This window comes from Pontibacter sp. CAU 1760 (genome assembly GCF_054482735.1).
Genome location: NZ_JBTLRL010000002.1, coordinates 79,394 through 93,003, shown reverse-complemented (window position 1 = coordinate 93,003; position 13,610 = coordinate 79,394). Strand labels below are relative to the sequence as shown.

The 13,610-nt window shown below is 53.2% G+C and carries 12 protein-coding genes; 11 read left to right on the top strand and 1 reads right to left on the bottom strand.

All coding sequences use genetic code 11. From position 1 onward, the window contains the following. Positions 1 to 2: 2 nt before the first annotated feature. The 7 genes from nuoD (at position 3) to ACXYMU_RS02970 (ending at position 6,823) form a co-directional block, all read left to right on the top strand. A complete protein-coding gene (gene nuoD / locus ACXYMU_RS03000) occupies positions 3 to 1,247 on the top strand; it encodes an NADH dehydrogenase (quinone) subunit D (protein WP_458984867.1) in 1,245 nt (414 codons plus the stop codon). Between the two features lie 135 nt (positions 1,248 to 1,382). Continuing rightward, entirely contained in the window at positions 1,383 to 1,910 is a 528-nt protein-coding gene (locus ACXYMU_RS02995) for an NADH-quinone oxidoreductase subunit NuoE family protein (protein WP_458984866.1), read from the top strand. A gap of 216 nt (positions 1,911 to 2,126) precedes the next feature. Then, complete coding sequence (nuoF, locus tag ACXYMU_RS02990) at positions 2,127 to 3,473, top strand: NADH-quinone oxidoreductase subunit NuoF (RefSeq protein WP_458984865.1); 1,347 nt, start codon at positions 2,127 to 2,129, stop codon at positions 3,471 to 3,473. 209 nt (positions 3,474 to 3,682) lie between these two features. Then, complete coding sequence (locus ACXYMU_RS02985; protein ID WP_458984864.1) at positions 3,683 to 4,663, top strand: NADH-quinone oxidoreductase subunit G; 981 nt, start codon at positions 3,683 to 3,685, stop codon at positions 4,661 to 4,663. Between the two features lie 3 nt (positions 4,664 to 4,666). Then, positions 4,667 to 5,722 (top strand): NADH-quinone oxidoreductase subunit NuoH, encoded by a 1,056-nt coding sequence (gene nuoH, locus ACXYMU_RS02980; RefSeq protein WP_458984863.1) that lies wholly within the window; start codon positions 4,667 to 4,669, stop codon positions 5,720 to 5,722. 71 nt (positions 5,723 to 5,793) lie between these two features. After that, entirely contained in the window at positions 5,794 to 6,303 is a 510-nt protein-coding gene (locus ACXYMU_RS02975) for a NuoI/complex I 23 kDa subunit family protein (RefSeq protein ID WP_458984862.1), read from the top strand. Between the two features lie 4 nt (positions 6,304 to 6,307). Then, complete coding sequence (locus tag ACXYMU_RS02970; protein WP_458984861.1) at positions 6,308 to 6,823, top strand: NADH-quinone oxidoreductase subunit J family protein; 516 nt, start codon at positions 6,308 to 6,310, stop codon at positions 6,821 to 6,823. Between the two features lie 250 nt (positions 6,824 to 7,073). Here the strand turns inward: ACXYMU_RS02970 and ACXYMU_RS02965 are convergent, their stop codons facing one another. Further along, complete coding sequence (locus ACXYMU_RS02965) at positions 7,074 to 8,117, bottom strand: DUF6929 family protein (RefSeq protein WP_458984860.1); 1,044 nt, start codon at positions 8,115 to 8,117, stop codon at positions 7,074 to 7,076. 252 nt (positions 8,118 to 8,369) lie between these two features. On the opposite strand from ACXYMU_RS02965, the gene nuoK reads away from it, so the two are divergent. Genes nuoK through ACXYMU_RS02945 form a run of 4 tightly spaced genes read left to right on the top strand, consistent with a single transcriptional unit; the run spans position 8,370 to position 13,598 of the window. After that, complete coding sequence (gene nuoK, locus ACXYMU_RS02960; RefSeq protein WP_241641895.1) at positions 8,370 to 8,699, top strand: NADH-quinone oxidoreductase subunit NuoK; 330 nt, start codon at positions 8,370 to 8,372, stop codon at positions 8,697 to 8,699. Positions 8,700 to 8,744: 45 nt separating this feature from the next. Next, complete coding sequence (gene nuoL / locus ACXYMU_RS02955; protein ID WP_458984859.1) at positions 8,745 to 10,706, top strand: NADH-quinone oxidoreductase subunit L; 1,962 nt, start codon at positions 8,745 to 8,747, stop codon at positions 10,704 to 10,706. 12 nt (positions 10,707 to 10,718) lie between these two features. Further along, complete coding sequence (locus ACXYMU_RS02950) at positions 10,719 to 12,170, top strand: complex I subunit 4 family protein (protein ID WP_458984858.1); 1,452 nt, start codon at positions 10,719 to 10,721, stop codon at positions 12,168 to 12,170. A gap of 45 nt (positions 12,171 to 12,215) precedes the next feature. Continuing rightward, positions 12,216 to 13,598: an NADH-quinone oxidoreductase subunit N gene (locus tag ACXYMU_RS02945; protein WP_458984857.1), complete on the top strand. Its 1,383-nt coding sequence runs from the start codon at positions 12,216 to 12,218 to the stop codon at positions 13,596 to 13,598. Positions 13,599 to 13,610: the final 12 nt, after the last annotated feature.

Genomic DNA, 13,610 nt, shown 5'->3' with positions numbered 1-13,610 from the left:
GCATGGCTACTGAACATAAAACCGCAGAACTCACCGAGCTGGAGCAATTCCGTAAAGACCACGGACTTGCCCTGAAGGAAGAGCCGCAACTTACCACGCTGAACCTGGGCCCAACGCACCCGGCCACGCACGGTATTTTCCAGAACATCCTGCAAATGGACGGTGAGAAGATCGTGGACGCTGTCCCGACGATCGGCTACATTCACCGCGCCTTCGAGAAAATAGCGGAGCGCCGGCCGTTCTACCAAATCACGCCGCTCACCGACCGGATGAACTACTGCTCCTCCCCCATCAACAACATGGGCTACCACATGACGGTGGAGAAGCTATTGGGCATCAGCATTCCGAAGCGCGCGCAGTATATCCGCGTGATCATGATGGAGCTGGCCCGTATCTCGGATCACCTGATCTGTAACTCGATCCTGGGTGTGGACTCCGGCGCCTTTACCGGCTTCCTGTACGTGATGCAGGAGCGCGAGCACATCTACGACATTTACGAGGAGGTATGCGGTGCCCGCCTGACGACCAACATGGGTCGCATCGGGGGTATGGAGCGCGACCTGTCGCCGAAAGCCCTGCACCTGATCGACGAGTTCCTGAAGCGCTTCCCGAAGGTATGGGCGGAGTTTGAGAAAATGATGACGCGTAACCGCATCTTCATGGACAGAACCATCGATGTGGGCGCCATCTCCGCGGAGCGTGCCCTCAACTACGGCTTCACAGGCCCGAACCTGCGCGCTACCGGTGTAGACTATGATGTGCGCGTGATGAACCCGTACTCATCTTACGAGGACTTTGACTTCGAAATACCGGTAGGCTCCAAAGGCGACACGTACGACCGCTTCCTGGTGCGCAACGCCGAGGTATGGGAGAGTTTGAAAATCATTGAGCAGGCCTACAAGAACCTGCCGGAGGGTTCTTACCACGCCGATGCCCCGCATTACTACCTGCCGCCAAAGCAGGAGGTATACACCAGCATGGAAGCACTGATCTATCACTTTAAGATTGTGATGGGCGAGGCAGATATCCCGGTTGGCGAGGTATACCACAGCGTGGAAGGCGGAAACGGTGAGTTGGGTTTCTACCTAATCAGCGACGGAGGCCGCACGCCATACCGCATGCACTTCCGCAGACCGTGCTTTATCTACTACCAGGCTTATACCGAGATGATTGTGGGCGGACAGTTGGCTGACGCCATCCTGACGCTGAGCAGCCTGAACGTGATCGCTGGCGAGCTGGACGCCTAGACAGTGAACAGTAATCAGTTAGCAGTAAACAGTTAATATGACACTGCATACTGAGCAAAAAGCGCGATTGATTACTGTTTATTGTTAATTGTTTACTGAAAAACTACTGTTAACTGTTACTTGTTAACTGATAAGATGATACAAGACGAAGTGAAGTTTTCTGATGCGGCTATGGCCGAAATGCAGCGCTACATCAGCCACTACCCCGAAGGTCGCCACAAGTCTGCCCTGCTTCCTCTCCTGCACATTGCGCAGGCTGAGCTGGGCGGTTGGGTAAGCCCTGAGGCGATGGACAAGATTGCCGAGATCCTGAACATACAGCCGATCGAGGTATACGAGGTGGCTACGTTCTATACCATGTTCAACCTGAAGCCGGTTGGAAAGCACGTGCTGGAGGTATGCCGCACCGGCCCTTGCTGCCTGCGCGGCGCCAACGAGCTGATTGACACGCTAAAGCGCAAGCTGAACATCGAGGAGGGCGAGACATCGGCCGACGGTATGTTCACGCTGAAGCCTGTGGAGTGCCTTGCCTCTTGCGGCACCGGCCCGATGCTGCAGGTGCGCGAGCTGTTCTACGAGAACCTCGACAGCGAGGAGCGCGTGGACGAGTTTCTGGCAACAATGCGCCAGACGGAGCACGAAATCCCAACCTGGGCAAAGTAATCCTGACAGAGGAAACCTTTACAATGGAGGCTACTCATCCAGTAGAGTTCCCCTCCTTGGACAAGCGAGAACGGGAGTTCGAAGCTTGCGAGCTTAGCTCTGAGGGGCCGGGGGTGGTTGGATAGAAAACCGCCGCGAAAGTCTCCTCGCTTTTCTCAAAATATAAATTGACACAACAGGCAGCTTAAAATCTGCACAGCTATACATCCTGCTACAATGGGACTTAAGATATTAACCGAACATATAAACGTACCCGGCATCGAAACGCTGGAGGTATACCGTAAGCACGGCGGCTACAAATCTGTAGAGAAAGCCCTGAAAACGATGTCTCCGGAAGAGGTGGTAGAAGAAGTGAAAACCTCTGGTCTGCGTGGCCGTGGTGGCGCTGGCTTCCCGGCGGGTATGAAGTGGAGCTTCCTGGCAAAACCAGAAGGCGTTCCGCGTTACCTGGTATGCAACGCCGACGAGTCGGAGCCGGGCACCTTCAAGGACCGCTGGTACATGGAGAAAAACCCGCACGGCCTGATCGAGGGTATGATCACGTCGAGCTACGCGCTGGGTGCCAATACTTCTTACATCTACATCCGTGGCGAGCTGATGTTCGTGCTGCGCATCCTGGAGAAAGCGATTGCGGAAGCGTATGCAGCCGGTTTGCTGGGCAAAAACATCCTGGGCTCGGGCTACGACCTGGACCTGCATGTGGCTCCAGGTGGCGGTGCGTATATCTGCGGTGAGGAAACTGCTTTGCTGGAATCGTTGGAGGGCAAGCGCGGGAACCCACGCAACAAGCCTCCATTCCCGGCGGTGAAAGGCCTTTTCCAGAGCCCAACGGTGGTGAACAACGTGGAGACCATCTCTTCGGTGCCCTGGATCGTGAACAACGGTGGCGCGGAGTATGCCAAAGTAGGTATAGGCCGCAGCACAGGTACCAAGCTGATTTCTGCCAGCGGTAACATCAACAACCCAGGGGTATATGAGATCGAGTTGGGCGTGCCGGTAGAGGAGTTTATCTACTCTGACGAGTACTGCGGCGGTATCTGGAAAGGAAGACAACTGAAGGCCGTTGTGCCGGGAGGTTCTTCAGTGCCGATTCTGCCTGCCAACCTTATCCTGAAAACAGCTGAAGGCGAGAACCGCCTGATGACATACGAATCGCTTTCCGATGGTGGCTTTGTAAGTGGCTCGATGATGGGCTCCGGTGCCTTCATCGTGTTCGACGACCAGCAGTGCATTGTACGCAACACCTGGAACTACTCCCGCTTCTATCACCATGAGTCGTGCGGCCAGTGTAGCCCATGCCGTGAGGGTACCGGCTGGATGGAGAAAGTGTTGCACCGCATCGAGCACGGCCACGGCCATCAGCAGGACATCGACCTGTTAGTGAGCGTTGCCAAGCAGATTGAGGGTAACACCATTTGCCCATTGGGTGATGCTGCCGCCTGGCCGGTAGCTGCTGCCATCCGTCACTTCCGTGATGAGTTTGAGTGGCACATCAAGCACCCGAAAGAGGCAACAGCCCCAGGTGCGGTGTACAGAGGCCAACTGGATACAGTAACGGCTTAATAGAGACACAAGTAGCAAGACGTTAGACACAAGACTTTTTAACAACTGGTCTTCGTTACCTATAATTGAGATACTCTTTTCTCGCTATGCTGAAAACAAGCTGCAGTTTTGCTTTCAGCATGACGGAAATGATTAAAAAAATATAGCATTAACTGTTCATTGTTCGGCTTCCCAGCGGAAACGAGCAACGAAAAACGAACAACAAAATAATGGCTAAAGTAACTATTGACGGCATTGAGATAGAGGTAGAAGACGGAACTACCATCCTGCAGGCCGCAAGACAAATCGGAGGCAAGGTAGTGCCGCCTGCCATGTGTTATTACGGGCCGCTGAAAGGCAGCGGTGGCAAATGCCGCGTGTGCCTGGTTAAGGTAACGCAGGGCTCTGCCAAAGACACCCGCCCCATGCCAAAGCTAGTCGCCTCGTGCATCACGCAGGTGCAGGACGGTATGGTAGTGGAGAACTCTACCAACGAGGATGTGCTGAACGCCCGCAAGAGCATCGTGGAAATGCTGCTGATCAACCACCCGCTGGATTGCCCTGTGTGCGACCAGGCCGGTGAGTGCAGCTTGCAGGACTTATCATACGAGCACGGCGTGAGTGCCACCCGCTACGAGGAAGAGCGCCGTACCTTCAACAAGGTAGACCTGGGCCCATACATCCAGCTGCACATGACGCGCTGCATCCTTTGCTACCGCTGTGTGTACACTGCCGACCAACTGACGCCTGAGCGCGTGCACGGTGTGCTTGGTCGTGGCGATGCGGCTGAGATCGGAACGTACATCGAGAACATGGTGGACAATGAGTTCTCCGGAAACGTAATCGACGTGTGCCCAGTGGGCGCCCTGACAGACAAGACATGGCGCTTTAAGAACCGTGTGTGGTTTACCAAGCCCTTGGATGCGCACCGCGACTGCCCTACCTGCTCCGGCAAAGTAACGCTCTGGACGCGTGGCGAGGAAGTGCTGCGCGTAACAGCCCGCAAAGACCAGTACAACGAGGTAGAGGAGTTTATCTGCAATACCTGCCGCTTCGACAAGAAAGAGACGAGCGACTGGACAATCGAAGGCCCGCGCCATATCGACAGCAGTTCCGTTATCTCGGCGAACCACTACGAGTTGCCGGTTGTGAACGTACCGATTGTGCCAAACTTACCAGTATCCACCAAGAAAAACCTTCCGCAGGAATAACATATGGAGTCAGTAGACCTACTATATAAAGGAATATACATTCTGGTGATTTTCGGTATCACTTTGCTGATAGCGACGTACTCCACCTATTTTGAGCGCAAGATCGCTGCCTTTATCCAGGACCGCGTAGGCCCAAACCGCGCAGGCCCCGCAGGCTTGCTGCAACCGCTGGCCGATGCCGGAAAGCTCTTCTTTAAAGAGGATTTTATACCTGCCAAATCAAACAAGGCACTCTTCATCATCGGTCCGGGTATCGCCATGCTGGTGGCTACCATGTCGAGCGCGGTTATACCCTTCGGCGACATGCTGATTGTGGGTGGGCGCGAGATCTTCCTGCAGGCAATCGAAGTGAACATCGGGGTGCTGTATGTGTTTGGTGTTGTTTCGTTGGGTGTGTACGGCCTGATGATCGGTGGCTGGGCCTCTAACAACAAATTCTCTTTGCTGGGCGCTATCCGTGCGGCATCGCAGAACATCAGCTATGAACTGGCCATGGGCCTTTCGCTGATCGCGGTGCTGATGCTGACAGGCTCGCTTTCGCTCCGTGAGATCGCGGCGCAGCAGGCAGGCTTCAACTGGAACATCTGGTACCAGCCGCTTGGCTTCGTTATCTTCCTGGTATGCGCCTTCGCTGAGACCAACCGTACACCATTCGACTTACCGGAATCTGAGGCCGAGCTGATTGGGGGTTACCATACCGAGTATGGCTCCATGAAGCTGGGTATGTACCTGTTTGCCGAGTATATCAACATCTTCGTGGCCTCTGCCGTGATGGCGACGCTTTACTTCGGGGCTTACAACTTCCCGTTCATGGAGAACCTCCGCCAGGCTATCAGCGATCCTGTATTGGCCAATAACGTGGTAACGATGGTAGGTGTGGCTGTGATGTTCGCGAAGATATTCCTGTTCATCTTCTTCTTTATGTGGGTGCGCTGGACGTTGCCGCGTTTCCGCTACGACCAGTTGATGAAGCTAGGCTGGCAGATCCTGATTCCGCTCGCGATCCTGAACATTATCCTGACTGGCGGCGGAATTCTGCTGAAAGAATACTTATTTTAACTAAACTTGAATGATGGCGACCCAGCCTCTGTTAAGGAGACGAAACTGCTAACATACATAAGCTGATAATAATGGAACCACTATCCAATAGAAGAAAGCAAGTAGAGAAGAAGGAAATGACGTTCGCCGAGCGTGCCTACCTCCCTGCTATCGCCCAAGGACTTGGAATTACGATAAAACACTTTTTCAAAAAGAAGGCTACCGTGCAGTATCCGGAGCAAACACGCGAGCGCAGTGAGCACTGGCGCGGGCTGCACGTGCTGAAGCGCGATGAGACCGGTGCCGAGCGTTGCACCGCCTGCGGACTTTGCGCTGTGGCCTGCCCTGCCGAAGCCATCACGATGACGGCCGGTGAGCGTAAGGTAGGTGAGGAGCATCTGTACCGTGAGGAGAAGTATGCGGTAACCTACGAGGTGAACATGCTGCGCTGCATCTTTTGCGGCCTCTGCGAGGAAGCCTGCCCGAAAGCGGCCATCTTCCTGCAAGACGACAAAATCGCCCCTGCCCGTTACGAGCGCGACGAATTTATATATGGCAAAGACCGTTTGGTGGAGCCGTTAAAGACTACTGAAACAAAATAGCCCGATGACAAGTCTGTTCTTTTTCCTTGCCTCGCTGACATTGCTGTGTGCCCTGATGGTGGTAATTTCTAAAAACCCCGTGCACAGCGTCCTGTTTTTGATCATTACCTTCTTCACCATCTCCGGCCACTACATCCTACTGAATGCGCAGTTCCTGGCTGCGGTGAATATCATCGTGTATGCCGGTGCCATCATGGTACTGTTCCTCTTTGTGATCATGTTCCTGAACATGGGCAAGCATACGGAGAAACACGCCCAGATGTCCATGCTCAGCAAGATTGCTGGTACCGTTGCAGGTGGTTTGCTGTTTGTGGTGATGATTGCGGCCCTGAAAGACGCTAAAATTGCCGGCTACGACCCGGAAACCTACAATTCGCAGACGGGTATGGTGGAAAGCCTGGGCCAGGTGCTGTTTACGGAATACCTGCTCCCGTTTGAGCTAGCCTCCGTGCTGTTCCTGGTAGCCATGGTGGGTGCCGTGATGCTGGGCAAGAAAGAAACCGGCGAACAGCATTTCTAAGAAACACTGTTTTATACATACCAAAAGCGCCTGCACATACTTTGTACAGGCGCTTTTTAGTTATATCCCTTTCGTAGGGACAGGTCGGGACCCAATGCCATCAACTTAAGACGAAGCTGTCATTTCGAGCCTTTGCGAGGAATCTGAAAAATCACGTGACACTAAAAAATTCCAGATCTCTCCTTTCGTCGAGATGACAGATTGGATATAGCTATTTCTTAAGTTTACAGCATTGGGTCGCGACCTGTCCCTACGAGGATATTTTAAGCTGCAACGTCAGTAACCCGGAACCGCCTGCATCATCATCCGAAACTATCACGACCTCATACGTTCCTTCCTGCTTACCTCCCTCTACGACCAAGGATTCTGCCTTCCCTTTATATGCCGTACCATCCGGGTTCGTCAGTTGCACAGTCGGGACCTTTAGCGGACTGGCGGCACGAGTGGCATAAGGCAGCGCATTCAGGTCAATCACGCCGACAACACTTCCTATTACCTCACCGTCTGCCACCGCATTCGGGGTGTTTTCTGAGGAGGCGGTGAAAAATAGCTGGCTGCCCAAGGTATAAGCCCCGGAAAAGCCTGCTTTATACCCTCCTAGCTGTGGCAACTCAAAATGGTACACGGCCACCGCCGGCATGTCTCCCTGGCTCATCAGGAAACGCTTGAAATCCCGGGTATCAAAGCGCAGGAGCACATTGGAGGAGGTCCCCAGGGCCCGTTGCAGCAGATAGGTATAGGTGTTGTCCATGGCTAGTCCCTCCAGGTTCAGTTCGCCGTCAGTCTCGAACCGTAGTACACGCTTCAGAAAGGTATACAACCGGCTGAAGTCCAGTTCCTGCACGTGCATCTTGTCTGTCAGGTTCACTAAAAAAGCCCGGTTGCGCATTTCCCCGGAGCCCGAGCCGGGCAGCAGCAACATATTGTCGCGGCCATACCTAAAATGCGTCAGGCTCTCCAGATCGGGTTTAACGGCTTTTGGGATGCGGCCTGTGGCAAAACCAGTGGTATCGAACAAAGCCAGTTTACCGGTTTGGTTAAACTGCTTGTCCAGTAGGTATAAAAACGGAGAATCATCGCCCACTACATAATAGGTGCTATCCACGAAGGCAATGCCTGAGGCCGACGGCAGGTTGGTATAAGTCTTTTGCTGCTGCGTAGTGGCGGTTAGTTGCAACTGCTTCATGCGGGCTTCGGCATCGGCCATGCGCGATTCGGCAGGCGTTTTGGGTTGGCAGGCAGTAACGGCAAGCAACGCGAGCGGAATATAAAGTATCGTTTTCAGGCGGATCATAACATCTGGTCAAAATTAACCTTAACTACGGAAACACTTCGGATAGGTATAGGATCAACACCCAACGCCAGGAAGCACGCTGGCTAACAAGGTGTATAAAACACAAAAAAGCTATAAATCAGCGCCGCAACATTACGCCACAAGGGCTAAGAAGATTCAAAATATGTTATGTTTATTTGAAAAATGAGGATAACTTTGCGGCTTAGTCTATAGCATAATCCTAAATCAGCAATACGTTCAGGCCCACAGAAAATGAACCAAATACCTGAGGTTATCAGAACCATTCCACTTGAATATTACCTGTTCTTCAGCACAGCGCTTTTCGCGATTGGGGTGATCGGGGTACTGACCCGCCGCAATGCCATCGTGATCTTTATGTGCGTCGAGCTGATGCTGAACGCCGTGAACCTGTTACTGACGGCCTTGTCCGCTTACCGCGCGGACGCCTCTGCCCAGGTTTTCGTGTTTTTCATCATGGCCGTAGCCGCCGCCGAGGTATGCGTTGGTCTCGCGATTATCGTGATGACGTACCGCAACATCCGCTCCACAGACGTGCAGCTACTCAACTACCTGAAGTGGTAAGCACTCATTTCAAATCAATCAACAGCTTATATAACATATATACAGATGCAAGAGATTGTAATGCCAAGTAACAACCAAGCCATGGCACTGCTTTGTCTGCTTGTTCCGGTACTGCCCCTGTTGGGCTTTATCCTGAATGGCCTGGGCAACAGAAAACTGGCGAAGGGACTGGTTAGCTTAATCGGATGCGGCACGGTGCTGGCTTCCTTCCTGATCTCCATTTACCTTTTCCTCGACTTTACCGCTAACGGCAGCCGCGCCTATACCGTCGATTTCTACAACTGGATTTCGATGGGTGACATGCGCATCGGCTTCTCCTTTCTTATCGACCAGCTGACGCTGTTCATGATGCTGATGGTGACCGGTATCGGCTTCTTCATTCACCTGTACTCTGCCGGGTACATGAGCCACGATGAGAATTTCGGCAAGTTCTTCGCCTTCATCAACCTGTTCATGTTCTCGATGCTGCTATTGGTGATGGGCGCTAACTACGTGCTGATGTTTGTGGGCTGGGAAGGCGTTGGGCTTTGCTCCTACCTCCTGATCGGCTTCTGGAACAAGAACACCAGCTACAACAACGCCGCCAAGAAGGCCTTCGTGATGAACCGCATCGGTGACCTGGGCTTCCTGTTGGGCATTTTTATGATCTTTATCACCTTCGGCAGCGTGAGCTACCCGCAGGTGTTTGCCGAGGCTGCCCAATATACGGGCGGTATAGACTCTACGGTGATGATTACCATTACCCTGCTCCTGTTTGTGGGTGCGATGGGTAAGAGTGCGCAGATACCGCTGTTTACCTGGCTGCCGGATGCGATGGCGGGTCCGACACCGGTTTCGGCCCTGATTCACGCAGCTACTATGGTGACGGCGGGTATTTACATGGTAGTGCGCTCAAACGTACTGTTCGTGCTGGCCCCAACTACGCTGGAAGTAATTGCGGTGGTGGGTGTGATAACTGCTCTGTTGGCTGCTACCATCGGACTGGCGCAAAACGACATTAAGAAGGTACTCGCCTACTCCACGGTTTCGCAGTTGGGCTACATGTTCCTGGCGCTGGGTGTGATGGCCTTCTCTTCTTCGCTGTTCCACGTACTCACGCATGCTTTCTTTAAGGCACTATTGTTCCTGGGAGCCGGTTCTGTGATCCATGCCATGAGCAACGAGCAGGATATCCGCAAAATGGGTGGCCTGCGCAAGTATCTCCCGATCACCTTCCTTACCTTTCTGATCGGTACGCTGGCGATCTCCGGTATACCGCCTTTCGCCGGTTTCTTCTCGAAAGACGAACTGCTGGCGCACGTGTATGAGCACAGCAAAGTGATGTGGGCGCTGGGTATGCTGGCCTCTTTCATGACCTCTTTCTACATGTTCCGCCTGGTGTTCCTGACCTTCTTCGGAACGTTCCGTGGCACCGAGGAGCAGCGCCACCACCTGCACGAGTCGCCTGCCTCCATGACCATCCCGTTGATCGTGCTTGCGGTTCTTTCGACCATTGGTGGATTCCTGGGAATTCCTGAGGTGTTTGGCGCTGAGCACGTGCTGGGCAACTACCTCACCCCGCTTTATGACTTCGCCCGTTTGGCCAACCCTGCCGCCCTGGAGGCTCCGCAGATCGACCACGCGACAGAGTATATGCTGATGGGGCTTTCTGTTGCCGTGGCGCTTGTAGCCGCCATCATCGCTTACGTGCTATATGTTAGCAAAAAGACAGTGCCCGCAGCGGAAGGCGAGCGTCTATCTCCGATACACAACCTCATTTACAATAAGTATTACATCGACGAGCTTTACAATGCGATCATTGTGCGCCCTGTGATGTGGCTCTCTACTACCTTCTACCGCTTTGTGGATGTAGTGCTGGTAGACGGCGTAGTGAACGGATTTGGCAAGTTGGTGACGCAAAGCGGTCGTACGCTGCGCTATGCCCAAAGCGGCATCATCAGCTTCTATGTGCTTGTGATGGTGTTTAGCATCGTGCTGATCCTATTTTTAAACTTCTTTATCGGATAAGGCTCTTAGAAGATGATTACAGCTCTATTACTTTTCTGGCCTGCCCTGGCGGCACTACTGGTATTGCTCCTGAAAGGGCAGACTGCCAGAACGGTGGCTTTGGTGGCGGCACTGATCGAATTTGCCATCTCCCTGGTTGCCTATACTGGTTTTAACACAGACAGCGGCATGATGCAGGCTGGGCTTTCCTTCCCTTGGGTAGAAAGCGCAGGTATCGGATTTACCATCGGTATGGACGGCATCAGCCTCCTAATGGTGTTACTAACTACCTTCTTAGTACCGCTTATCGTGCTTTCCTCTTTCAAGCACGAGTATAAGAACCCGAACGTATTTTACGCCCTGATTCTGTTTATGCAGACGGGCCTGATCGGTGTCTTCGTGGCGCTGGATGCGTTCCTATTCTACTTCTTCTGGGAGATGGCCCTGATTCCGGTGTACTTTATCGCTGCCATATGGGGCGGTGCGCGCCGGATTCCGGTTACCTTCAAGTTCTTTGTGTATACCATCTTCGGCTCGCTTTTCATGTTGGCCGCGTTCGTATACCTATACCTCCAGACACCGGGCACGCACTCTTCCGAGGTGTTTGCTTTTTATAACTTAAACCTTTCAAGCGAGTCGCAGAGCTGGATCTTCTGGTTCCTGTTCATCGCTTTTGCTATCAAGATGCCGGTTTTCCCGTTCCATACCTGGCAACCCGACACCTATACCGAGTCACCAACACAAGCCACCATGCTCCTTTCCGGCATCATGCTGAAAATGGGTATCTACGGGGTGCTGCGCTGGTTGCTGCCCGTGGTGCCGCTGGGCGTGAGCCAGTGGTCTGAAGTGGTGCTGGTGCTGTCTATCATCGGCATCGTGTACGCTTCGATTATCGCTATCCGCCAGCACGACCTGAAGCGCCTGATTGCGTATTCATCCATCGCACACGTTGGCCTGATCGCCGCCGGTATCTTTACCCTGAACGAGCAAGGCCTGCAAGGCGGCGTGATCCAGATGCTGAGCCACGGTATCAATGTAGTCGGCTTGTTCTTTATCATCGATATCATCTTCAGCCGCACCAACACGCGTGAGATCACTAGCCTGGGCGGTATCACCCAAACAACGCCTGCTCTCTCGATCTGTTTCATGATCCTGCTGCTGGGCTCTGTGGCCCTGCCGCTGACCAATGGTTTTGTGGGTGAGTTCCTGCTGCTATCGGGTGTGTTCCAGTACAACGCCTGGTTTGGCGCAGCCGCTGGCTTAACCATCATCCTGGGTGCAGTATACATGCTGCGCATGTTCCAGGGCGTGATGTTCGGTCCGAAATCAGAGGCCACAGCAGTTTTCGCTGACCTGACCATGAGCGAGAAAGCGGTTTTGATTCCGCTGGTGATCATGGTATTCTGGATCGGTTTGTTCCCGAACACGTTCCTGAGCATCTCGGAGCCGGCTGTGGGAAACCTACTGAATATTATCAACCGCTAAGCGGCCAAGCATAAGCAAAACGATTTTTACAGGAAACACGACGACATGACCTCGATTATCCTACTTTCCTTCTTCGGTATCCTCAACCTCTTCATCGGTTTTGCGAACTCCAGGAAGATACTGTTGCCACTGGCGCTGCTGTTTCTGGCGGTAGTGTTTGGCGCCAACCTGTTTAGCTGGAACGATACCCAGAGCTACTTCAACAACATGCTCACCATCGACAACTATGCGGTGGCTTTCACGGGCATCATGGTGTTGACCACGATTTTGCTGATTCCTTTCTCGCAGCGCTATGTAGATAGCCACGACGACAACTTAGCTGAATTCTATTCGCTGCTGCTGTTCTCGCTGGTGGGTGCCGTGATGATGGTGAGCTACGAGAACATGCTGATGCTGTTTGTGGGCATCGAGATCCTCTCTATAGCCATGTACGTGCTGGCGGGCAGCGATAAGAAAAGCCTGCGCTCCAACGAGGCCTCTTTGAAGTACTTCCTGATGGGAGCCTTCTTTACCGGTATCCTGCTTTTCGGTATTGTGCTGATCTATGGCGCGACCGGTACCTTCAACATCACCGAGATCGGCGCAGCTTCAGCAGCGACGGACGGTGTGATGAACGGCATGTTCCTGCTTGGCTTGCTGATGGTGATCATTGGTATCTCTTTCAAAATTTCAGCTGCCCCTTTCCACTTCTGGACGCCGGATGTGTATGAGGGAGCGCCCACCTTCTTCACCTCGTTCATGTCAACGGTCGTGAAGACAGCGGGTATAGCGGCATTTTACAAGCTAATGGCAGCGGCTTTCGCGGCTTCTTACCCAACCTGGTTCCCTACCCTGATCGCCATCACAACCCTTACACTCGTTGTCGGTAACATCGGGGCAGTGGTGCAGACAAGCGTGAAGCGCATGCTGGCATACTCCAGTATCTCGCACGCAGGTTACCTGCTGATGGCGCTGGTTGCCTTTAACGAGAGTTCTGACTCTTCTATCCTGTTCTACTCGCTGGCTTACTCTACCGCTACGGTGGCTGCCTTCGGCGTGCTGAACATGGTGCGCATGCAGCGTGGCAGCGAGCTGTACGAGGCCTTCAATGGCCTGGGCAGAACAAACCCACTGCTGGCTTTCGCGATGACGGTATCGATGTGCTCGCTGGCAGGTATACCCCTTACTGCAGGTTTCTTTGCCAAGTTCTTTGTGTTTGCAGCCGTGCTGCAGGACGCGAACATGGTATGGCTGATCGTGGTGGCCGTGCTGCTGGCAGCTGTGGGCATCTACTACTACTTCCGTGTGGTGATTGCCATGTACATGCACCCGGCCGAAAACCAGGAGCCGATCCAAGTGAATAGCTTTGCCTCTTTCATGCTGATTCTTATCACTGTCTTAACGATCCTGTTAGGTATAGCGCCAGCACTTGTGAGCGATATCATTTAAAAACAGAACATG